12 protein-coding genes are annotated in these 23,630 nt (G+C 67.4%); all 12 read left to right on the top strand.

Going from position 1 to position 23,630, the window contains the following annotated elements; all coding sequences use genetic code 11:
• Positions 1 to 12 precede the first annotated feature (12 nt).
• The 12 genes from OY559_RS17830 to OY559_RS17775 all read left to right on the top strand — a co-directional run bounded on the left by OY559_RS17830 (position 13) and on the right by OY559_RS17775 (position 23,623).
• On the top strand, positions 13 to 2,961 hold the full coding sequence (locus OY559_RS17830; RefSeq protein WP_277727618.1) for a TonB-dependent receptor: 2,949 nt from the start codon (positions 13 to 15) through the stop codon (positions 2,959 to 2,961).
• A 119-nt stretch (positions 2,962 to 3,080) separates the two neighbouring features.
• Positions 3,081 to 5,285 carry a sialidase family protein gene (locus OY559_RS17825; protein ID WP_277727617.1) on the top strand — a complete coding sequence of 735 codons (2,205 nt, stop codon included), beginning with the start codon at positions 3,081 to 3,083 and terminating at the stop codon, positions 5,283 to 5,285.
• Between the two features lie 35 nt (positions 5,286 to 5,320).
• Positions 5,321 to 7,201: a sialate O-acetylesterase gene (locus OY559_RS17820; RefSeq protein WP_277730053.1), complete on the top strand. Its 1,881-nt coding sequence runs from the start codon at positions 5,321 to 5,323 to the stop codon at positions 7,199 to 7,201.
• Between the two features lie 19 nt (positions 7,202 to 7,220).
• Complete coding sequence (locus tag OY559_RS17815) at positions 7,221 to 8,894, top strand: GH35 family beta-galactosidase (RefSeq protein WP_277727616.1); 1,674 nt, start codon at positions 7,221 to 7,223, stop codon at positions 8,892 to 8,894.
• 68 nt (positions 8,895 to 8,962) lie between these two features.
• Entirely contained in the window at positions 8,963 to 11,809 is a 2,847-nt protein-coding gene (locus tag OY559_RS17810; protein WP_277727615.1) for a TIM-barrel domain-containing protein, read from the top strand.
• Between the two features lie 85 nt (positions 11,810 to 11,894).
• Entirely contained in the window at positions 11,895 to 14,276 is a 2,382-nt protein-coding gene (locus tag OY559_RS17805) for a glycoside hydrolase family 95 protein (RefSeq protein ID WP_277730052.1), read from the top strand.
• Positions 14,277 to 14,289: 13 nt separating this feature from the next.
• The gene (gene xylB / locus OY559_RS17800; protein ID WP_277727614.1) at positions 14,290 to 15,783 is read left to right on the top strand and encodes a xylulokinase; all 1,494 of its coding nucleotides are present in this window, start codon (positions 14,290 to 14,292) and stop codon (positions 15,781 to 15,783) included.
• Positions 15,784 to 15,827: 44 nt separating this feature from the next.
• Positions 15,828 to 17,162 (top strand): xylose isomerase, encoded by a 1,335-nt coding sequence (gene xylA / locus OY559_RS17795; protein ID WP_277727613.1) that lies wholly within the window; start codon positions 15,828 to 15,830, stop codon positions 17,160 to 17,162.
• Positions 17,163 to 17,205: 43 nt separating this feature from the next.
• Positions 17,206 to 18,618, top strand: coding sequence for a sugar porter family MFS transporter (locus OY559_RS17790; RefSeq protein ID WP_277727611.1), 1,413 nt, complete (start codon positions 17,206 to 17,208; stop codon positions 18,616 to 18,618).
• A gap of 5 nt (positions 18,619 to 18,623) precedes the next feature.
• Complete coding sequence (locus OY559_RS17785) at positions 18,624 to 21,179, top strand: glycoside hydrolase family 3 protein (RefSeq protein WP_277727610.1); 2,556 nt, start codon at positions 18,624 to 18,626, stop codon at positions 21,177 to 21,179.
• Between the two features lie 79 nt (positions 21,180 to 21,258).
• Positions 21,259 to 22,821 carry a sodium/sugar symporter gene (locus OY559_RS17780; protein WP_277727609.1) on the top strand — a complete coding sequence of 521 codons (1,563 nt, stop codon included), beginning with the start codon at positions 21,259 to 21,261 and terminating at the stop codon, positions 22,819 to 22,821.
• 139 nt (positions 22,822 to 22,960) lie between these two features.
• Entirely contained in the window at positions 22,961 to 23,623 is a 663-nt protein-coding gene (locus OY559_RS17775; RefSeq protein WP_277727608.1) for a thermostable hemolysin, read from the top strand.
• Positions 23,624 to 23,630: the final 7 nt, after the last annotated feature.

Here is a 23,630-nt window from a genome sequence, read left to right as displayed (position 1 = left end):
GAGGGAACATCCATGTCAACGCTCCAGCGCCGCCCTGCGGCGGCCGTCCGTGCCGTCCGCTCCGATGGCCGCAAGCTGCAACCCACCGTCCTCGCCCTGGGCATCGCCATGATGCTGGCCGCGCCTGCGTACGCGCAGGACACCGCGCCCGCCACGCAACAGGAAGAGGCCGCTACCGAACTTGATGCCGTCGTCGTCACCGGTATCCGCGGCTCCGTCTACCGGGCGCAGGACATCAAGCGCGACGCCGACACGTTCGTCGACTCGGTCACCGCGCTCGACATCGGCGCATTGCCCGACCGCAGCGTCACGGAAACACTGTCGCGCATCCCCGGCGTGACCATCGATCGCTTCCTGACGGTTGGCGATCCGGAGCATTTCTCCGCCGAAGGCGGCGGTGTGCAGGTGCGCGGCCTGACCCAGGTGCGCTCCGAGTTGAACGGTCGCGACAGCTTCTCCGCGTCCGGCGGCCGGGCGCTGAGTTTCCAGGACGTGCCCGCCGAGCTGATGGCCGGCGTCGACGTCTACAAGAACCAGAAGGCGGACATGATCGAGGGTGGTCTCGGCGGCAGCGTCGACCTGCGCACGTTCATGCCGTTCGACATCGAAGGCAGCCGCTTCGGCATGTCGTTCAGCGCCAACCGCGGTGACTTCGCCGAGCAGGTCAAGCCCGCGGGTTCGGTGCTCTTCAGCAATCGCTGGGACACTGACGCAGGCGAGTTCGGCATCCTGGTCAACCTGGCCCATTCCGAGTTGGCGACACGCACCGATGGCATGTTCGTGCGGCCGTTCTTCAACACGGCCAACTCGGACCTCGACAACGACGGCACCAACGAGAACCTGTGGCTGCCCCGCGGCGCCGACTGGCGCACGCTGGAGTACGAGCGCGAGCGCCAGGGCGCCTACGTCGCCCTGCAATGGCGGCCGAACGACAACCTGGAGCTGTTCGCCACCGCCTTCCAGAGCCGATACGACGAGCTCTGGTACGAAGACGCGATCTTCGTCTCCAACGATCCGCTGCAGGTGCGCGTCGATGCCAGCCAGCCTTACGAATTCGACGGCAACGTGTTCGTGTCGGGCCGGCTGCGTTCGAACGGCGACATCCCGATGGGCACGGACATCCGCGCCTCGCACCGCAAGTCCGACACCACCGACTACTCGTTCGGCCTGAAGTGGCTGTTCAGCGACCGCACCGAGTTCTCCACCGACCTGCAGTACATCAAGGCGAATACCGAGGCGCTGGATTCCACCGTATCGCTGGGCCTCAACGTGCCCTACATCGACATCGACCTGGGCCACGGCGTGCCGCGCATCGGTGTCGACAACCAGTTCACCGCCAACCCCGCGAACTACTACTGGGGGTTCACGATGGACCACCAGGACGACAACACCGCCGACGAAGTCGCCTGGCGCGCGGACCTGAAGCACAGCTTCGACAGCAACGTCTTCGATTCGGTGAAGTTCGGCGTGCGCGTCACCGACCGCGATGCGCACAGCATCGACACCGGCTACGACTGGCAGCCGGTGTTCCAGCCCTGGATGCAGGGATGGGCGTTGCCCGGCGGCGCGCTGCCGGGGCTCGACCTCAATGGCACGGTCAATTCCAGCCTGACCAACCTGATCACCTTCGATAATTTCTATCGCGGCGGCGCGTCCACGCCGGGATCGTTCTACTCGCCGGTGCTGGCCACCGCGCTGGGCTTCCCTAACAGCTACCTCGACATCCACGGCGCAGCCACTCCGTACTACACCTGTTGCTACGGCCAGATCACGCCACGCAACCTGTCCGATCCGCAGTGGGGTAACGTACAGAACGAGAAGACCTACGCCGCCTACGCGATGCTGAACTTCGCGATGGACGAAGCGCGCATCGACGGCAACGTCGGCGTACGCGTGGTGCGCACCGAAAACAGCGCCGAGGGCTACCTGGTGTATCCGAACAACGCGTTCGCGCCGTACCTGGGCACGGGTCAGTCGGAGCCGATTTCCGCGGAGAACTCGTACACCGACGTGCTGCCCAGCGCGAACGTGAAGTGGGAGCCGAGGGAGAACTGGGTCGTCCGCTTCGCCGCGTCCAAGGCCATCGCGCGTCCGGCCTTCAGCGACATGCAGGCCTACCAGGTGCTCAGCGTGGCCGTCCGCGACGGCGTCAATCCGGAGCCGGGCGACCAACTCGGCCCGGAGGACCTGGAGCTCACCGGCAGCTCCACCGACAACCCTTACTTGAAGCCGATGGAGGCCAACCAGTTCGATCTGTCGCTGGAGTGGTACTTCGCACCGGATAGCGGCGGCATGGCCTGGGTGAACTTCTTCTACAAGGACATCAAGGACTATTTCCGCCAACAGACGGAGCTGGTCGCCTACCCGGGCATCGACGGCAACGACTACGACTATCGCGTGTCCCGCCTGGTCAACGTCGGCAAGGCCAAGATCCAGGGCGCAGAAATCGGCTGGAACCAGTTCTTCGATTTCCTGCCGGCGCCGTTCGATGGCCTGGGCATGTCGGCGAACTACACCTACATCGACAGCTCGACGAGCATCCCGGCCGCCTCCAACGCGGTGCCCGTCGACACCGACGGATCGCTGTTCGGCGACCTGCCGGCCGATGGACTGTCGAAGAACTCGTACAACGTCGCGGCGTTCTACGAGAAGGGACCGTGGCAGATCCGCCTGGCCTACAACTGGCGCAGCGAGTACCTGCTGTCGATCGGCCCGAACGGTTACAACGGCGGCGATGGCGGCATCCCGTGGAAGCTGCCGGTGTACAGCGACAGCTTCGGCCAGCTCGACGGATCGATCTTCTATCGCTTCTCCGACAACGTGCAGTTCGGCCTTGAGATGAACAACCTCAACAACGCCGAGCAGCGCACGCTGATGGACCAGAACGGTGCCGGCAAGCGCATCACGTCCTGGTACGTCAACGACCGCCGCTACGCCGCGACACTCCGCTTCACGTTCTGATGCAGCCCCCGGGAGCGGCCGGTACGCCGGCCGTTCCTTCGATGGACCGGCGCACGCTTCGTGCCGCGCCCGAGGTGTGCTTCCTGCCGGCGCACCGCTGTTCCCCGACAGGAGATTCCGTGCACACGCTTCGCCTGACCCTCGCGCTGTTCGTTTTCCTGCTGGTGCCCGGCGCGGCGGCGAAGGATGACGTGGCCGGCTACCGCTGGCGCAATGTCGCCATCGGCGGCGGCGGCTTCGTCAGCGGCCTGGTCTTTCATCCGCATGAGAAGGGCCTGCTGTACGCCCGTACCGATATCGGTGGCGCCTACCGCTGGCAGCCGCGCGACCAGCGATGGCTGCCGCTGATGGACTGGATGGGCCATGAGGACAGCGGCCGTTTCGGTGTGGAGAGCCTCGCGCTGGATCCGTCCGATCCCGATCGCCTGTATCTGGCGGTCGGCACGTATCTGCACGAGCGTGGGCAGGAGGGCGTGATCCTGCGCTCGACCGATCGCGGCGCGACTTTCCAGCGTGCGGCGCTGCCGTTCAAGCTGGGCGGCAACGAACAGGGGCGCGGCAACGGGGAGCGCCTCGCGGTGGATCCGCATGACGGCCGCGTGCTGCTGTTCGGCACACGCGCCAACGGCTTGTGGCGGAGCGACGATGCCGGCGCGACATGGCGCGAGGCCGCAGGTTTTCCCGCCATCGCCAAGGCGCAGTCGGCCTGGGCGATGGGCTGGCGCGAGCTGCGCCCGGTGGGCATCGCCTTCGTCGTGTTCGATCCGGCTGACGGTGCGAAAGGCACACCGACCAGAACGATCTACGCGGGTGTTTCGACGAACGAGACCAGCCTCTACCGCTCACGCGACGGCGGTGCCACATGGCAGGCCGTGCCCGGCCAACCTGTCGGGCTGCGTCCGAGCCACATGGTGCGCGACGCACGCGGGCGCTGGCTGCTCAGCTACGGCGACGAGCCCGGCCCCAACAACATGGCCGACGGCGCCGTGTGGCGGTTCGATCCCATCGGCGACCGCTGGGAAGACATCACCCCGGCGCCCCGTTCCTCCGACACGTCCGGGAAGGGGTTCGGCTGGGGCGCGGTCGCGGTGCAGGCCGACAATCCGGACGTGATCGTCGCCACCACGTTCCGTCGCTACCAGCCGCACGATGACCTCTACCGCAGCGTCGATGGCGGACGTACGTGGACGGCCACGCTGCCGCGGTCCCGCTTCGACCATTCGTCCGCGCCGTGGACGGCGGATGCGAAGCCGCACTGGATGGCCGACATCGAGATCGATCCGCACGATCCCGACCGCATCCTGTTCGTCACCGGCTACGGCGTGTGGGCATCGACCAACGCACGTGCATTCGACCAGGGTGCCGAGATGCAGTGGCGCTTCGAGCAGGCGGGCTTCGAGGAAACCGTGCCGCTGGCACTGGCCAGCCCACCGCAAGGCGCGCACCTGGTGAGCGGCCTCGGTGATGTCGATGGCTTCGTCCACGACAATCTCGATGTCTCGCAGCAGCGCTTCGCCGGCGTGCGCTTCTCCAACACCGAAAGCCTGGCCTTCGCCGGACAGGCGCCGGAGGTGATGGTGCGCACGGGCTATTTCCACAACCGGCCGGAAGGCGCGGTGCGGGGTGCATGGTCGAACGATGGCGGCCGCACCTGGACCGCCTTCGCGACCGAGCCGCCGGATGGCGAAGGCGCAGGGAAGATCTCGCTGGCGGCCGATGGCAAGCGCGCGATCTGGCAGCCGCGCAATGGCGAGCATCATTGGATCACCGCCGACATGGGCGGGCGCTGGCAGCAGGTGAAAGGCCTGCCGAAGACGGCGGTGGTGGAAGCTGATCGCGTCGATGAAGGCATCTACTACGGCTTCGATGCGATCAGCGGCAAGCTGTATGTCAGCGGCAACGGCGGCGTCGCGTTCGAGGAAGTGCGCGCGCCGGTCGGCGAGATCGGCGACTGGTATCGCGCGGAGATCCGGCCGCATCCGCAGCGTGCCGGAGAAGCCTGGATCGCGTCGTCCTGGCGTGGCCTGCTGCATCTGTCCCCCGGCAAGCTGGCACGCGTTCCGGGCGTGGACAACGTGATGTCGGTGGGACTGGGCAAGCCGGCGAAGGACGGCGATGCGCCGGTGCTGTTCGTGTTCGGCGAAGTGCAGGGACAGAGGGGACTCTACCGGTCCGACGACAGCGGACGCCGCTGGCGGCGGATCGACCGTGATGCACTGCGGTTTGGCGGCATCATCCGTCACGTGACAGGCGATCCCCGCCTGCATGGCCGCGTCTACTTCGGCACCGAAGGGCGCGGCATCTGGTACGGAGATCCGCAGTGAATCGAATCGCCCTCGCTCTTCTCGTTCTTCTTGCAATGCCGGTCGCACACGCCGTCGAGCTGCCGCGCCTCTTCGCCGATGGCATGGTGGTGCAGCGCGACCAGCCGGTGCAGGTCTGGGGCCAGGCGGCCCCGGGCGCGCGCGTCGTGGTGACGTTCGCCGGCCGTGATGGCGCGGCGCAGGCCGATGCCAGCGGCCACTGGTCGCTGGAACTGCCCGCGCTGTCCGCCGGTGGACCGCACGTGATGCGCATCGACGATGGCACCGGCGCGCGCGTGCTGCAGGACGTGCTGGTCGGCGACGTGTGGCTGGCCAGCGGTCAGTCGAACATGGAATGGCCGATCGCGCAGTCCGCGGATCCGGAAGGGGAAATCGCGCGCGCGACCGATCCGCAGATCCGCCATTTCAAGATCCCCAAGTCCTGGGCGGGAACGCCGCAGGCGCAGCTCGCAGGGGGTGAATGGGTCGCCTCGTCGCCGCAGGCCGCGGGCACGTTTTCGGCGGTGGCGCATTTCTTCGCGCGCGAACTGCGCAAGGTCACCGGCGTGCCGATCGGCATCATCGACAGCACCTGGGGTGGCAGCCGCATCGAAGCCTGGATGGATGCGCCATCGCAGGGGCTGGACGAAAAGGCGCTCGCCCAGCAGGCCAGCACGCTGCGCGCGCAGGACGAGCAGGCGCTGGCACGGACGCACCGCAATCTGGCGCGCTGGCCTGATCTTCCCGTCGATGATGCCGGCTGGCAGTCCGCCAGCATCGATCCTTCCGCATGGACATCGATCAAGGTTCCGGCATTGTGGGAAGCCACGGGCTGGAACGGTATGGACGGCGTGGCGTGGTACCGCACCACGTTCACGCTGACTGCCGAAGAGGCCGCTGCCGGCGTGACGCTGGGCGTGGGCCGCATCGACGATTCCGACATCACGTGGGTCAACGGCGTGCAGGTCGGCGAAACGCGAATGCAGTACAACCTGCCGCGTCGCTACACCGTGCCGGCATCGGCCCTGCATGCGGGCGTCAATCACGTGGCGGTGCGTGTATCCGATTTCGGCGGCGGGGGCGGCATCCACGGTGACGCGACCGAGGTCTTCGTCCAGCCGCAGGGCGCCGCACCGCGCACGCTGGCGGGCTGGTCGTTCCGGCCGGCCGACGTCAGCGTCGCCCTGGTCGACGACAAGAACCAGCATCCCACCCTGCTGTACAACGCGATGATCCATCCGCTGCAGCCCTACGCGCTGCGCGGCGTGATCTGGTACCAGGGCGAATCGAACGCGAACACCGTGGCGGACGCGCTGCGTTACCGCCGGCAGTTCCCTGCGATGATCGAACAGTGGCGGGCGCAGTGGCGCACGCAGTGGGATGCGCCCAGTCTGCCGTTCCTGTGGGTGCAGCTGGCCAACTTCTCCTCCGGCACCGACAAGGGCGACGAGAGTCCCTGGGCGGTGTTGCGCGAGTCGCAGTCGATGACCTTGTGGATGCCGGGCACCGCGCAGGCGGTGACGATCGATATCGGCAACCCCAAGGACATCCATCCAATCAACAAGCAGGACGTCGGCAAGCGCCTTGCACTGGCCGCACGGCATGTGGCGTACGGCGAAGCCGTGGACTTCCATGGCCCGACGCCCCAGCACACCCGCTTCGAGGGTGGTGCTGCACATGTCGAATTCGGCAGCGCGGGCGGCACGCTGGCGGTGCGCGGTGGTGGCACGCGCGTGCACGGCTTCGCGCTCGCCGGCACGGACCAGGTCTTCCATCCGGCGGCGGCTTCGCTGGCGGAGGGGCGCGTGGTGGTGCGCAGTGCGGCGATCCCGCGCCCGGTCGCCGTGCGCTATGCGTGGTCCGACAATCCCGCCGACGCCGACCTGATCAACACCGCGCAGTTGCCCGCTTCGCCCTTCCGCAGCGACACCTGGTGACCCTGGAGTGCTCCCGATGATGTCCCGCCTGCTTCGCCTGTCCACGCTCTGCGGTCTTCTGGTCGCGATCTGCGCACTCCCTGCATGCCGGTCTCCCGACGATGCGGCGAAGCCTGGCGAAGCCGCATCGGGCGCAGACAGCCGGAGCAGCGGCGGGGCGCCCATCCCGCAGATCGTCAGCAAGGACGGTCGGCATGCGCTGATGGTCGATGGCGCCCCGTTCCTGATCCTGGGCGCGCAGGTCAACAACTCCAGCAACTGGCCGCAGGCACTGGACGAGGTGTGGCCGGCCATCGATGTGGTCAAGCCGAACACGGTGATGGTGCCGGTCGCGTGGGAACAGATCGAAGCGAAGGAGGGGACGTTCGACTTCTCCTTCGTCGATGTGCTGCTCAAGCAGGCGCGCGAGAAGGACGTGCGGCTTGTGCTGCTGTGGTTCGCTACCTGGAAGAACAACGGGCCGAACTACGCGCCGGCCTGGGTCAAGCTGGACAACGCCCGCTTCCCGCGGGTGATCACCGCCGATGGCCGCACGCTGAACTCGCTGTCGCCGCACGCACAGGCCACGCTGGACGCCGACCGCAAGGCCTTCGTCGCGCTGATGACGCACCTGAAGGCCGCGGATCCGCAGCGCACCGTCATCCTGGTGCAGCCGCAGAACGAGCCCGGAACCTACGGCAGCGTGCGCGATTTCTCGCCGCTGGCGCAGAAGGTGTTCGAAGGACCGGTGCCCGACGCGCTGCTGAAGAAACTGGGCAAGTCGCCGGGCACATGGCGCGAGGTGTTCGGCACGGATGCGGACGAGTTCTTCCATGCCTGGCATATCGCGCACTACATCGACCAGGTGGCCGAGGCGGGCAAGGCGGTCTATCCGCTGCCGATGTACATCAACGCCGCGCTGCGCGGACCATTCAATCCCGGTCAGCCGGGCCAGTACGCCAGTGGTGGCCCGACCGACAACGTCCTGGATGTGTACAAGGCCGCGGCGCCGCACATCGACCTGCTGACGCCCGACATCTACATGCCGGAGTACACGCACTACACCACGGTGCTGGATCGCTATGCGCGCGCGGACAATCCGCTGTTCGTCTCCGAGACCGGCAACCGCGAGGAGTACGCGCGCTATTTCTTCTCCGCGCTGGGCGAGCAGGCCATCGGCTGGTCGCCGTTCGGCATCGACTACTCGCGCTATTCCAACTGGCCGCTCGGCGCCAAGCACATGGACGAGAAGACGCTGGCCACGTTCGCGCTGAACTACGCCCTGGTGGCACCGGCGGCACGGGTCATCGCGCAGGCGAGCTTCGAGGGCAAGGTGCGCGGCACCGCCGAGCAGCCGGGGCAGGCCGTGCAGACGGTGAAGATCGACGACCGCTGGAACATGGTGGTGACCTACGGCGTGCCGCAGTTCTGGTTCCAGGGCGAGCCGCCCGGCAATCCCGAGCCCATCGGCCGCGCGCTGGTGGTGCAGCTGGGGCCGGACGAGTTCCTGGTCACCGGCGCACATGCGCGCATCAACATCCATGCCGCCGATCCTGCGCTCGCTGCGCGGCAGATCTACGACTACGTCGACGAAGGCACCTATGTCGACGGCAAGTGGGTGTTCCGCCGTCGCTGGAACGGCGACCAGACCGACTACGGCCTCAACTTCTCCAGCGTCCCGCAATTGCTGCGGGTGAAGCTGGCGACCTACTGAACGATCCACGGGCCGGTACCGCCGGTCCATGAACCGGGTCGCCCGCGGGCGCCCACGAGGAGCAAGCGATGGGTTACTTGAAGACGTTGACGGTGCCGCTGCTGGTCCTGGCCGCAGCGGGCGCCAACGCCGCGGGCAACGACGCTGTCGAGAAGATCGACCACGGCGTGATCGTGCGTCCCGTCGACGCGTCCGCCGCCGACGTGAAGGTGGAAGCGGTCGCGCCGGGCATCCTGCGCGTGATGGCCGACCCCGACGGCGACTTCGCGCGCACGCCCAGCCTGATGCGGGCGAAGACCGGCGCACCGCCGGCGGTGAAGGTGGGCGAAGCCGGCGGGCAGGTGACGGTCAGCACGCAGGGCATTTCGGCGAAGGTCGATGCCCGCACGGGCCAGGTCAGCTTCTTCGACGCTGCGGGCAAGCCGTTGCTGGCCGAGCATGCGCGCACCTTCACGCCGACGAAGGTCGAAGGAAAGGACTACTACAGCATCCGCCAACGCTTCGAATCGCCGGATGACGAAGCCTTCTACGGCACGGGCCTGCACCAGCAGGGCTGGATGAACCTCAAGGGCCGCGATGTCGAGCTGCTCCAGCACAACATCGACAAGGCGATTCCCTACCTGGTGTCCACGCGTCACTACGGCATCCTGTGGGACAGCAACGCGATCACCCGCTATGGCGATCCGCGTGGCCTGCAGCCGCTGGGCGCTTCACTCGACCTGTTCGACGCCCAGGGCAAGCCGGGTGCGCTGACGGCGCGCTACACGGTCAACGGCAAGCAGGTGGTGGAGCGTCGCGAAAGCGAGGTGAACTACCAGTACATCAAGGATCTCGCCAACTTCCCGGCGGCCGGCAAGAACATGGCGCAGGGCGGACGCAGCGACGTGGTGTGGGAGGGCGAGATCGCGGCGCGCACCGATGGCCGGCATACGTTCTCGGTCTACAACAGCGAGTACGCCAAGCTGTATGTCGACGGCAGGCTGGTCATCGACCGCTGGCGCCAGAACTGGAACCCGTGGCACCACGAGTTCGCGCTGGAGATGAAGGCCGGCCAGCGCCACAAGGTGAAGCTGGTGTGGGACCGCATCGAGCCGGCCTACATCGCGCTGCTGCATCGCGATCCGCTGCCTGCCGACGAAGCGAAGGACCTGTCGATCTGGTCCGAGGCCGCGCAGGCCATCGACTACTACGTGGTCGCGGGCGACAACGCCGACCAGGTCCTGGCCGGCTACCGCACGCTGACCGGCAAGGCCGTGCTGCTGCCGAAATGGTCGTACGGCTTCTGGCAGAGCCGCGAGCGCTACAAGACCCAGGCCGAACTGACCGGTGCGCTGGACGAGTACCGCAAGCGCAAGCTGCCGATCGACGCCATCGTGCTCGACTGGTCGTACTGGCCGGAGGACGCCTGGGGTTCGCACGACTTCGACACGAAGAATTTCCCCGATCCGGACGGCATGGTCGACCACGTGCACGACCAGCATGCGCAGATCATGATTTCGGTCTGGCCGAAGTTCTATCCCACCACGGCGAACTACAAGGAACTCGACGCGGCCGGCCACATGTACCACCGCAACGTGGAAGTGGGCGAGCTGGACTGGATCGGCAAGGGCTACCTGAACTCGTTCTACGACCCGTACTCGAAGGAAGCGCAGGACATCTTCTGGCGCCAGGTCAACGGCAAGCTCAACGCCAAAGGATTCGATGCGTGGTGGCTGGATGCCAGCGAGCCCGACCTGCACAGCAACATCGACGTCGGCGAGCGCAAGGCGCGCACCACACCGACCTCGCTGGGCCCGTCGGTGGAGTTCTTCAACTCGTATCCGCTGGTGCATTCCGAAGGCGTCTACCGCGGTTCGCGCGAGCAGGATCCGGACAAGCGCGTCTTCATCCTGTCGCGCGCGTTCTTCGCAGGCCAGCAGCGTGCCGGTGCGGCGTTCTGGAGCGGCGACATCGTGCCGCGCTGGGATGACCTGCGCGAGCAGATCTCCGGTCTGGTGAACGCCTCCATGGCGGGCGCACCGAACGTCAGCTTCGACATCGGCGGCTTCTCGCCGGAGAAGCGATACGAGACGAAGGACCCTGCGCACCTGGCCGAATGGCGCGAGCTGAGCCTGCGGTGGTTCCAGCATGGCGCGTTCGTGCCGATCTTCCGCCTGCACGGCCAGTTCCCGTACCGCGAGATCTGGGAGATCGCGCCGGAAGGCACGCCGCACTACGACAGCTTCGTGCACTACCTGAAGCTGCGCTACACGCTGCTGCCGTACATCTACACGCTGGCCGGCGACACCTGGCACCAGGACGGCACGCTGCTGCGCACGCTGGCGATGGACTTCCCGTCAGACCCCAAGGTACGCGACATCGCCGACCAGTACCTGTTCGGCCCGGCGTTCCTGGTCGCCCCGGTCACCACGTTCAAGGCGACCACGCGCCCGGTCTACCTGCCGGCGGGCACGAGCTGGATCGACTTCGAGACCGGCAAGCGCCATGACGGCGGCCAGACCATCCAGGCCACCGCGCCATTGCAGCGCATGCCGCTGTTCGTGCGTGCGGGTTCGATCATCCCGCGCACGGTGGTGCAGCAGTACGTGGACGAGAAGCCGGATGCACCGCTGACCATCGAGGTGTACACCGGCGCCGACGGCACGTTCTCGCTGTACGAGGACAACGGCCGCAGCTACGGCTACGAGCGCGGCGAGTCCAGCCGCATCCCGCTGGCATGGGACGAGAAGGCGGGCGAGCTGCGCATCGGTGCACGCGAAGGTCGCTACCCCGGCATGGTTGCCCAGCGCGAAGTGCGCGTGCGTTTCATCGATGGTCCGCGTGCCGATGCAGGCACGCTGGAACCGGCGGCAGACGTCACCGTGCGTTACGACGGCAAGGCGCAGGTCGTGCGGTTTCCCCGCACTGCACGATGACAGCAGGGTGGTCGGGCGGCACCATGGAAACCGGTAGACAACACCTGTCCGGGAGGGCTGGATGATGCAGTCCCCGCGTCCGGGCATGTCGCCGGTCGCCGTCGATGCCCGGCCACATGATCCCGGCCGCCGTACCCTGTTCAAGGGCGTGGCGGGCGGTGCGCTGGTGGCGGGACTGCCGTGGGATGCCGCTGCGTTGCCGGCGGGCACGACCACGGCGCAGGGCCTGCGCCTGTGGTATCGCCAGCCGGCGCGCGTCTGGGTGGAAGCCTTGCCGGTGGGCAATGGCCGGCTGGGCGCGATGGTGTTTGGTGGCGTGGCGCACGAGCGCCTGCAGCTCAACGAAGACACGCTGTACGCGGGCGGGCCGTATTCGGCGGTCAATCCGAAAGCGCGCGAGGGCCTGCCGCGGGTGCGCGCGCTCATCTTCGCCGGCCGCTACGCGGAGGCCGCCGCGCTGGCCGACGAGACACTGATCTCGCGCCCGGTGAAGCAGATGGCCTACCAGCCGCTGGGTAACCTGTGGCTGCAGTTCGACCGCCTGGACGGCGTGGCGGACTACCGCCGTGAACTCGACCTCGACGCCGCCGTCGCGCGCACGACCTTCCGCGTGGGTGCCGGCGTGCATCGGCGCGAGGTGTTCGTGTCACCGGTCGACCAGTGCATCGTCGTCCGCTACGCCGTCGACGGTGGTGACGCGATGATCGGCCGCCTCCGCACCGGCAACGAACACGCGACCACCACGCGCGTCGTCGATGACAGCTGGCTGGTCGGCGGGCGCAACGTCGGCAAGCACGGGATCGAGGGCCGCCTGCGCTTCGCCTTCCGTGTGCAGGTCACGCATCGCGAAGGCCAGGTGCGCGTGGAGCAGGACCAGATCGTGTTCGACGGCGTGCGCGAGCTGGAGCTGCGCATCGTCGCGGCGACCAACTATGTGGCATACGACGATGTCAGCGGCGATCCCGACGCGATCACCGCCGCGCAGCTGGCGCGGGTGAAGGACAAGGGCTTCGATGCTGTGCTGGCCGACCATCTGGCCGAGCACCGCCGGCTCTTCCATCGCGTGCGGCTGGACCTGGGCCGTACCGCCGCGGCCGACCTGCCCACCGATGAGCGCATCGCCGCGTTCGCGCAGGGCGACGATCCCGCGCTGGTGGCGCTGTACCACGCCTATGGGCGCTACCTGCTGATCTGCAGCTCGCGGCCCGGCAGCCAGCCCGCCAACCTGCAGGGGATCTGGAACGACCTGATGGATCCGCCGTGGGAGAGCAAGTACACGGTCAACATCAACACCGAGATGAACTACTGGCCCGCCGAGGCGAACGGCCTGGGCGAATGCGTCGAACCGCTGCAGCGCATGCTGGAGGAGCTGGCGAAGACCGGCGCCGATGTCGCCCGCGACATGTACGGCGCCGGCGGCTGGATGCTCCACAACAACACCGACCTGTGGCGTGCGGCCACGCCGCCGGATGGCGCGCGCTGGGCGCTGTGGCCGACGGGTGGGGCGTGGTTGCTGCAGGCGCTGTGGGATCGCTGGGACTACGGACGCGATCCGGAGTACCTGAAGCAGGTCTGGCCGTTGTTCAAGGGCGCGGCGCAGTTCTTCGTCGATACGTTGCAGGACGATCCGCAGACCGGGCACAAGGTCACCGTGCCGTCGCTGTCGCCGGAGAACGAACATCCTTTCGGCGCGGCGATCTGCGCCGGCCCGACGATGGATGCGCAGATCCTGCGCGACCTGTTCGGCCAGTGCATCGAAGCGGCGCGCGTGCTCGGCGTGGACGCCGATTTCGCCGCGCGCCTGGCCGCGCTGAGCGCGCAGCTGCCGCCCAACCGGATCGGCAAGGCCGGGCAGTTGCAGGAGTGGCAGCAGGACTGGGACATGCAGGCGCCCGAGATCCACCACCGCCACATCTCGCATCTGTATGGCCTGCACCCGAGTGCGCAGATCAACCGGCGCGACACGCCCGAGCTCTCCCGTGCCGCGCAACGCACGCTGGAGATCCGCGGCGACGACGCCACCGGCTGGGGCATCGCGTGGCGGTTGAATTTCTGGGCACGCCTGTGGGACGGCGAGCACAGCCTGAAGATCCTGCGCATGCTGCTGTCGCCGCAGCGCAGCTACCCGAATCTGTTCGATGCGCACCCGCCGTTCCAGATCGACGGCAACTTCGGTGGCGCCGCCGGCATCGTCGAGATGCTGGTGCAGAGCTGGGGCGGATCGATCTTCCTGCTGCCTGCGCTGCCGTCGTCATGGCGCGAAGGCGAACTCGAAGGCGTGCGCGTGCGCAATGCCGCACGGCTGGACCTGGCCTGGAAAGCAGGACGCTTGGCCCGCGCCACGCTGCACTCGGACAAGGGCGGCCGCTACCAGCTGGTCCATGCGGGCCGCACGCTCGATCTCGAACTCGCCGCCGGCACCTCCGCAACGGCACGACTGCGCGACGGTGCGCTGGTGAACGCATGAAGAAGGAAATGGCATGAGCCTGGTCGCCGGCATCGATGCAGGCACGCAGAGCCTGAAGGTGGTGGTCTACGACGCCGCCGCGCGCGCCCTCGTGGCCACGGCCAGTGCGCCGCTCGACTTGATGAGCGGCGACGACGGCAGCCGCGAGCAGCACCCCGCCGACTGGGTGACCGCGATGCAGGCCTGCTTCGATCGCATTGATCCGGCCGTGCGTGCGCGCATCGTGGCGTTGTCGGTATCGGGCCAGCAGCACGGCTTCGTGCCGCTCGATGCGGAAGGCAATGTGCTGGCCCCGGCCAAACTGTGGTGCGACACCAGCACGACCGCCGAGTGCGCGCAGATCATGGATGCCGTGGGCGGTTCGACAGCGACGATTGCGCTTGCGGGCAATCCGATCCTGGCCGGTTACACCGCCTCGAAGCTGCCGTGGACGAAGACGCATCGTCCCGATGCCTACGCACGGCTGGCGACCATCCTGCTGCCGCACGACTACCTCAACTTCGTGCTGACCGGCCAGCGCTTCTGCGAGTACGGCGATGCCTCCGGCACCGGCTGGCTCGATGTCCGCACGCGCACCTGGTCGGCCGAGCTGCTGCATGCGACGGATGCGGAGCGCGATCTCGCTGAGTGCCTGCCGCCGATCGCGGCCCCGGATGCGCTGTTCGACATCAATCCCACCGCAGCCGCGCGACTGGGCCTTCCGGCGACGGCGAAGGTCGCCGTCGGGGGCGGCGACAACATGATGGCGGCCATCGGCACCGGCTGCGTGGAAGAGGGCCGGCTGGCGATGAGCCTGGGCACCTCGGGCACGCTGTTCGCCTATTCGGACACGCCCGTGGTCGATCCCGATGGCGCCTGGGCCGCGTTCTGCTCCTCCACCGGCGGCTGGCTGCCGCTGATCTGCACGATGAACTGCACGGTGGCAACCGAACAGGTGGCCAAGGCCTTCGGCTTCAGCACGCGCGAGGGCGATGCGCACCTGCATGCCACGCCGCCCGGCGCGGACGGGCTGGTGATGCTGCCCTTCCTCAACGGTGAGCGCACGCCGGACCTGCCGCGGGGCAAGGGCGTGCTGGCCGGGATGGACACGAACAACCTGACCGCCGCGCACGTCTACCGCGCCGCGATGGAAGGGGCGACCTACAGCCTGAAGTACGGCTTCGATGCCTTCGTGCGCGCGGGCATGTGCTTCGATCGCATCGTGCTGACCGGCGGCGGCAGCAACAGCGCGGCGTGGCGGCAGATGGTGGCCGATGTGTTCGGCCTGCCGGTGGAGGTGCCCGTGCAGTCCGAGGGTGCGGCCTTCGGTGCGGCCCTGCAGGCGCTGTGGGCGCTGGGTCGTGCAGAAGGCGAGGGCGCGTCCATTGCCGACATCACGCACGAGCACATCGCCTTCGATGCGGCCTTGTCCGCCACGCCCGATGCGTCCCGCGCGCAGGCCTATGCGACGGCCTACACCCGCTTCCTCCAGCACCTCGATGCCGTCACCCCGCTGCAACGCGGCTGACGTCCCCCCCGCGACACCTCGCACAACCACAGGATCACCGCAGCATGAACACCCAGCCCTTCATCGGCGCCAAGGAATACTTCCCCGGCATCGGCCGCATTCCCTTCGAAGGCCGCGGCTCGGACAACCCGCTGGCGTTCAAGGTCTACGACGCGCAGAAGAAGGTCGGTGGCAAGACCATGCAGGAGCACCTGCGCTTCGCCGTCTGCTACTGGCACACCTTCTGCAACGCCGGCCATGATCCCTTCGGCCCGGGCACGCGCCACTTCCCGTGGGAGGCCGGCACACCGATGGCCACGGCCGAGGCCAAGGTCGATGCCGCGTTCGAGTTCTTCACCAAGCTGGGCGTGCCGTACTGGTGCTTCCACGACATCGACCTGGCGCCGGATGCGGACGACATCGGAGAGTACGAGAAGAACCTGAAACACATGGTTGCCTTGGCGAAAGAGCGCCAGAACGCGACGGGTATGAAGCTGCTCTGGGGCACGGCCAACCTGTTCTCGCATCCGCGCTACATGAACGGCGCCTCGACCAATCCGGATTTCGCCGTCGTCGCCCGCGCGGCGGTGCAGGTGAAGGCGGCGCTGGAAGCCACGGTGGAACTGGGTGGCGAGCACTACGTGTTCTGGGGCGGCCGCGAAGGCTACGCCTCGCTGGTCAACACGCAGATGAAGCGCGAGGTGGAGCACTTCGCCCGTTTCCTGACCATGGCGCGCGACTACGGGCGCAGCATCGGGTTGAAGGGCAACTTCCTGATCGAGCCCAAGCCGATGGAGCCGATGAAGCACCAGTACGACTTCGACAGCGCCACGGTGGCCGGTTTCCTGAAGGAGCATGGGCTGGCGAAGGACTTCAAGCTGAACATCGAAGCCAACCACGCCACGCTCTCGGGCCACACGTTCGAGCACGACCTGCAGGTGGCCAGCGACCATGGCCTGCTGGGCAGCATCGATGCCAACCGCGGCAACGCGCAGAACGGCTGGGATACCGACCAGTTCCCCACCGATCTGTACGACACCGTGGGCGCGATGCTGGTGGTGCTGCGCCAGGGTGGGCTGGAGGGCGGTCTGAACTTCGATGCCAAGGTGCGCCGCGAATCGACCGACCTGGAAGACCTGTTCATCGCCCACATCGGCGGCATGGATGCGTTCGCGCGCGGGCTGGAAGTGGCGCATGCGCTGCTGACCGAGTCGCCGTGGGAGCAGTGGCGCAAGGAACGCTATGCCAGCTTCGACAGCGGCAAGGGCAAGGACTTCGAGAATGGCACGCTGGGGCTGGCCGATCTGGCGGCACTGGCGGCTACGCAGGGCGAACCGAAGCAGACCAGCGGCAAGCAGGAGCGCTACGAGAACCTGCTCAACCAGTATCTGCTGCGCTGAGCGCGGCGGACCAACGACACCAGGATCGAGGAAGGGGACGGCAATGAGTCAGGCAATGACGGGGGGCGAGAACACCAGGCTGATCGTGCTGATCAGCGTGGTGGCGACGATCGGCGGGTTCCTGTTCGGCTTCGACAGTGGCGTGATCAACGGCACGGTGGATGGACTGCGACAGGCGTTCGACTCGGATTCGGTCGGCACGGGATTCAACGTTGCCTCGATGCTGCTGGGTTGCGCGATCGGTGCCTTCTTCGCCGGTTGGCTGGCGGACCATTACGGTCGGCGCAATGTGCTGATCGTGTCGGCGGTGTTCTTCCTGATCTCGGCATGGGGCTCGGGCATCGCCACCGGGTCGCTGGAGTTCGTGATCTATCGCGTGCTGGGCGGGTTTGCGGTGGGCGCAGCCAGCGTGATGTCGCCGGCCTACATCAGCGAGGTGTCGGCCGCGCAGTATCGGGGGCGGCTGGCCACGGTGCAGCAGATCGCGATCATCGGCGGCCTGTTCGCCGCGTTCCTCAGCAACTATCTGCTGGCCAAGGTGGCCGGCGGATCGGTGACGCCGTACTGGCTGGGGTACGAAGCCTGGCGCTGGATGTTCTGGGTGGAAATCCTGCCGGCGGGGTTGTTCCTGGTGGCGCTGCTGTTCATTCCCGAGAGTCCGCGCTACCTGGTGGCCAAGGGCAGGAAGGAACAGGCACTGGTCGTGCTGAAGCGGCTCTATGGCGAAGCGGCCGGTGTCCGTAAGCTGGGCGAGATCGATGCCTCGCTGGCTGCGGACCACCATCGTCCACGCCTGTCGGATCTCATCAGCAAGACAACGCGCAAGGTGCGTCCCATCGTGTGGGTCGGCATCGGCCTGGCCACGTTCCAGCAGCTGGTGGGCATCAACGTGGTGTTCTACTACGGCGCGGTGCTGTGGCAGGCCGTGGGCTTCTCGGAGAACGATGCACTGCTGATCAACGTCATCTCCGGTGCACTGAGCATCGGTGCCTGCATCGTGTCGATGTTGCTGGTGGACAGGATCGGCCGCAAGCCGCTGTTGTGGATCGGCTCGGCGGGCATGGCCGTCACGCTGGGGTTGGTCGCCTTCGCCTTCGCCACAGGCAGCCTGGACGCGGCCAGCAAGTTGCAGTTGTCCGACAGCATGGGCGTGCTGGCGCTGGTGGCCGCGAACCTGTACGTGGTGTTCTTCAACCTGTCCTGGGGCCCGGTGATGTGGGTGATGCTGGGCGAGATGTTCCCCAACCAGATCCGCGGTTCGGGCCTGGCTGTCGCCGGGCTGGCCCAGTGGGGTTCCAACTTCCTGATCACCTGGACCTTCCCGATGCTGCTCACCGGCATCGGACTGGCGGGGGCCTACGGCCTGTATACGATTGCCGCTGCCATCTCGGTGGTCTTCGTGCTGAAGTACGTGCACGAGACCAAGGGCCGCGAACTGGAGCAGATGGAAGGATGAACACCATGACGAACCGCAACTTCATGCGTGCCCGCAGCGGTGTGCTGCTGGCCGCGCTGGCATTGGCGCTGGCTGCCTGCAAGGGCGATGGCAAGGCCGGGGCGCCCGCACCGCAGGCTCAGGCGAATCCGTGGCCACAGGTGGCCTGGCCGCTGGCCGAGGACGCCGCACTGGAAAAGCGCATCACCGACCTGATGGCCACGATGACGGTGGAAGAGAAGGTCGGCCAGCTGGTGCAGGGCGACATCGCCAGCATCACCCCGGAAGACGTGCGCAGGTACCGGCTCGGTTCCATCCTCGCCGGCGGTAACTCCGATCCGGGCGGCCGCTACGACGCCGCGCCTGCCGAATGGCTGGCGCTGGCCGATGCCTTCTACGAGGCGTCGATGGACACCTCGCAGGGCGGCAAGGCGATCCCGGTGATCTTCGGCATCGATGCCGTGCACGGCCAGAGCAACATCGTCGGCGCCACGCTGTTCCCGCACAACATCGGCCTGGGCGCGACGCGCAACCCGGACCTGCTGCGCCGCATCGGCGAGATCACCGCGCTGGAAACACGCGCCACCGGCATGGAGTGGGCCTTCGCGCCGACGGTGGCGGTGCCGCAGGACGACCGCTGGGGCCGCTCGTACGAGGGCTATTCCGAGTCGCCCGAGATCGTCGCCAGCTATGCCGGCGCGATGGTCGAAGGCCTGCAGGGCAAGGCCGGTACGCCCGGCTTCCTCGACGGCCGCCACGTGATCGCCTCGGTGAAGCACTTCCTGGGCGATGGCGGCACCACCAACGGCAAGGACCAGGGCGACACGAAGATCAGCGAGGCCGAGCTGGTGCGCATCCATGCCGCCGGTTATCCGCCCGCGATCGCGGCGGGCGCGCAGACGGTGATGGCGTCGTTCAACAGCGTCAACGGCGAGAAGATGCACGGCAACAAGCCGTACCTGACCGATGCGCTGAAAGGCCGCATGCAGTTCGGCGGCTTCGTGGTCGGCGACTGGAACGGCCACGGCCAGGTGAAGGGCTGCACCAACACCGACTGCCCGGCCACGATCAACGCCGGCCTGGACATGGCGATGGCGTCGGACAGCTGGAAGGGGTTCTACGAGACCACGCTGGCGGCGGTGAAGGCGGGCACGATCAGCCAGGAACGCCTGGATGACGCGGTGCGCCGGATCCTGCGGGTGAAGTTCCGCCTGGGCCTGTTCGAGGCGGGCAAGCCGTCCGCGCGCACGGTGGGTGGACAGTTCGCGCTGCTGGGTTCACCGGAGCATCGCGCGGTGGCGCGCCAGGCCGTGCGTGAATCGCTGGTGCTGCTGAAGAACGCGGGCGGCGTGCTGCCGCTGGCGCCGAAGCAGCGCATCCTGGTCGCCGGCGACGGCGCCCACGATGTCGGCAAGCAGGCCGGTGGCTGGACGCTCAACTGGCAGGGCACCGGCACAACGCGCAAGGACTTCCCCAACGCCGATTCGATCTACGAAGGCATCGCGCAGCAGGCGAAGGCCGCCGGTGGCGAGGCGCTGCTGTCGGTCGACGGCAAGTACACGCAGAAGCCCGACGTGGCGGTGGTGGTGTTCGGCGAGAACCCGTACGCGGAGTTCCAGGGCGACCTGCAGACGCTGCTCTACAAGCCGGGCGATGACGCCGACCTCGAATTGATCAAGCGACTGAAAGCCGAGGGCATCCCGGTGGTGGCGGTGTTCCTGAGTGGACGCCCGCTGTGGATGAACCGCGAGATCAATGCCGCGGATGCGTTCGTCGCGGCATGGCTGCCGGGCTCGGAAGGCGCAGGCATCGCCGATGTGCTGCTGCGCAAGGCCGATGGCAGCGTGCAGCACGACTTCAAGGGCAAGCTCAGCTTCAGCTGGCCGCGCACCGCGACACAGTACGCCAACAACGTGGGACAGGAAGGGTACGACCCGCTGTTCGCGTTCGGCTTCGGCCTGACCTATGCGGACAAGGGCGACCTGGCCGCGCTGCCGGAAGAATCCGGCGTGAGCGGCGACGAAGGGGCGACCGGCGTGTTCTTCGCGCGCGGCGATGCCGGTTCCGGCATGGCGTTGCGTCTGGAGGCCGCCGACGGGCAGGGCGTCACCGTCACCAAGGTGCCGGAGGCATTGAACGCGGATCTGTTGAAAGTCACCGGCGTGGACCACCTGGCGCAGGAAGACGCGCGTCGCCTTGCCTGGTCGGGCAAGGGCGAAGCGGTCGCGGCGCTGCAGTCGCACACGGCGCTGGACCTGCAGCGCGAGAGCAACGGCGACGTGATGCTGCTGACCACGTTGCGCGTGGACGCCGCGCCCAGTGGCGAGGCCTGGCTGTCGGTCGGTTGCGGCACCGGATGCAGCGCGCGCGTACCGTTGGCACCGACGCTGGCGAAGCTGCCGGCCGGCCAGTGGACGCGGGTCGGCGTGCCGCTGAAGTGCCTGGCCAAGGCCGGCGCCGATGTCAGCAAGCTGGATCGGCCGTGGGCGATCGGCAGTGCCGGCACCATGACGATCTCGGTCTCGCGCGTCGCACTGGGGTCGCTGGACCAGGCGGAGCAGGCGGTCGACTGCCCGCGCTGACGGTGAGCGCATTCCCGGGCGCGCATGCGTCCGGGAATGCATCGCGGCATCGCTTGTCGTTTGGGGATAGGGGAACGGGATGACACTGTCGGGACTGGATATCGCCATCGTGCTGGCCTACCTGGCCGGCATCTTCGTGCTGGCGCAATGGGTGTCGCGCGAGAAAGCGGGGCATACGAAGGATGCGAAGGATTACTTCCTCGCCAGCAAGTCGCTGCCGTGGTGGGCCATCGGTGCATCGCTGATCGCGGCCAACATCTCGGCCGAGCAGATCATCGGCATGTCCGGCTCCGGCTATGCCATCGGCCTGGCGATCGCCTCGTACGAATGGATGGCGGCGGCCACGCTGCTGATCGTCGGCAAGTGGTTCCTGCCGGTGTTCCTGCGCAACGGCATCTACACCATGCCGCAGTTCCTCGAACAGCGGTACGGCACGCGCATCCGCACGCTGATGGCCGTGTTCTGGCTGGGGCTCTACGTGTTCGTCAACGTCACCTCGATCCTCTGGCTGGGCGCCATCGCGGTGTCGCAGGTCACCGGCATGGACCAGATGCTCGCGGTGGTGCTGATCGGCGTGTTCGCGCTGCTCTACCAGCTCTATGGCGGGCTGAAGGCGGTGGCGCTGACCGACATCGTGCAGGTGTCGCTGCTGGTGCTGGGCGGCCTGCTGGTCGCGGGCCTGACGCTCAACGAACTGGGCGAGGGCGCGGGCGTCGTCGCCGGCTTCCATCGGCTGTGGGACGCGCAGCCGGGCCACTTCGAGATGATCCTCGACAAGGACAACCCGTTCTACAAGGACCTGCCGGGCCTCAGCGTGCTGCTCGGTGGGATGTGGATCATGAACATCAGCTACTGGGGCTTCAACCAGTACATCATCCAGCGCGCGCTCGCGGCGAAGGACATCGGCGAGGCGCAGAAGGGCGTGCTGTTCGCCGCGTTCCTCAAGCTGCTGATGCCGGTGATCGTGGTGCTGCCGGGCATCGCCGCGGTGATGCTGGCGCCGGGGCTGGACAAGCCCGACCAGGCGTATCCGACGATGATGCGCCTGCTGCCTACCGGCATCCTCGGCCTGGTGTTCGCCGCGCTGGTGGCCGCGATCGTCGCGTCGCTGGCGTCGAAGATCAATTCGGTGGCGACCATCTTCACCCTCGACTTCTACGCCAAGGGCAAGCGCCAGCACGATGAAACGAAGCTGGTGCGCGTGGGTCGCATCGCCGCGGTGGTCACGGTCGTGCTCGGCATCCTGGCGGCGAAGCCGCTGCTGGGCAGCTTCGACCAGGCGTTCCAGTACATTCAGGAGTACACCGGCTTCTTCACCCCGGGCATCGTGGTGATCTTCGTGCTGGGCCTGTTCTGGAAGCGCGCCAACGAGGCCGGCGCGCTGGCGGCGGCGATCGGTTCGTTCGCACTGTCGATCGTGCTGAAGCTGGCCTGGCCGGCGCTGCCCTTCATCGACCGTGTGGGCCTGGTGTTCCTGCTGGCGCTGGTGCTGGCCGTCGTCGTGTCGCTGGCGACGCCGCACGCACCGGAGAAGGACATCATCCAGACCCGCGATGTCGACTACCGCACGAGCGGCGCATTCAACATCGGGGCGGTCGCGGTGATCGCGATCCTGGTGGCGCTGTACACCGTATTCTGGTGATGCGTGGTGCGCGATGTTCAGAGGGGATTTAGATCCGCCGTGATGCGGCGCGGATTCTCACGAATTCGTGCCGGGAATCTAATGAGCGCTTAACTTCGAGCTAATCGACCCTTAATCGAGCGATTCCAGCATGCACGCCATGCACTGGATCCGCTCCCACATCGTACTTGCCCCGCTGCCGGGACGCTTCGCCAGCGTCCAGCTGATCGATCGCCACGATCCCGACCGGGACGAAGTCGAGTCGTTCATCAGCCACGTCTACCGCGAACGCTACGGCGCGGCGCTGCGCAGCTTCTTCCCCCATCTGCTCGCCTACCGCGACAGCGACGGTCGGCTCGCCGCCGCCGTCGGTGTACGTGCCGGGGGCGAGGGGCCGCTGTTCGTCGAGCACTACCTCGATGCGCCAGTCGAACAGGTGATGGCGCACCGGCAGATCGCGCAGATCGACCGCCGCCAGATCGTCGAAGCCGGCAACTTCGCCGCCACCACGCCCGGGATCGCGCGCGAACTCATCCTGCAGCTCTCGCTGACCCTGCAGTCGGCGGGCATGACATGGGTCCTGCTGGTCGCCACCCGACAGTTGCGCAATGCGTTCGAGCGCCTGCATCTGCCGATGATCGAGCTGGCTGAAGCGCGTGCCGAACGGCTCGGTGATGCCGGTGGAGACTGGGGCTCCTACTACGCGTCGCGGCCACGACTGATATGCGGCAACCTCGCAGAGGGCGTGGCCTACCTGCGGGGCAGGCACATGCCGCGGACATGCAGCGGCACTCCCGATCTTTGCCTGGCGGGGTCACCATGAGGACGCC

Origin of the sequence: Pseudoxanthomonas sp. SE1 (assembly GCF_029542205.1) — a bacterium.
GTDB lineage: Bacteria > Pseudomonadota > Gammaproteobacteria > Xanthomonadales > Xanthomonadaceae > Pseudoxanthomonas_A.
This window is presented reverse-complemented; position numbering and strand designations above follow the sequence as displayed.

Excerpts from the sequence above, each read along its gene's own strand:
- OY559_RS17830 (WP_277727618.1), top strand. The coding sequence starts at position 13 with ATGTCAACGCTCCAGCGCCGCCCTGCGGCGGCCGTCCGTGCCGTCCGC.
- OY559_RS17820 (WP_277730053.1), top strand. The coding sequence starts at position 5,321 with ATGCCGGTCGCACACGCCGTCGAGCTGCCGCGCCTCTTCGCCGATGGC.
- OY559_RS17815 (WP_277727616.1), top strand. The coding sequence starts at position 7,221 with ATGTCCCGCCTGCTTCGCCTGTCCACGCTCTGCGGTCTTCTGGTCGCG.
- OY559_RS17810 (WP_277727615.1), top strand. The coding sequence starts at position 8,963 with ATGGGTTACTTGAAGACGTTGACGGTGCCGCTGCTGGTCCTGGCCGCA.
- OY559_RS17805 (WP_277730052.1), top strand. The coding sequence starts at position 11,895 with ATGTCGCCGGTCGCCGTCGATGCCCGGCCACATGATCCCGGCCGCCGT.
- xylB (WP_277727614.1), top strand. The coding sequence starts at position 14,290 with ATGAGCCTGGTCGCCGGCATCGATGCAGGCACGCAGAGCCTGAAGGTG.
- xylA (WP_277727613.1), top strand. The coding sequence starts at position 15,828 with ATGAACACCCAGCCCTTCATCGGCGCCAAGGAATACTTCCCCGGCATC.
- OY559_RS17790 (WP_277727611.1), top strand. The coding sequence starts at position 17,206 with ATGAGTCAGGCAATGACGGGGGGCGAGAACACCAGGCTGATCGTGCTG.
- OY559_RS17785 (WP_277727610.1), top strand. The coding sequence starts at position 18,624 with ATGACGAACCGCAACTTCATGCGTGCCCGCAGCGGTGTGCTGCTGGCC.
- OY559_RS17780 (WP_277727609.1), top strand. The coding sequence starts at position 21,259 with ATGACACTGTCGGGACTGGATATCGCCATCGTGCTGGCCTACCTGGCC.
- OY559_RS17775 (WP_277727608.1), top strand. The coding sequence starts at position 22,961 with ATGCACTGGATCCGCTCCCACATCGTACTTGCCCCGCTGCCGGGACGC.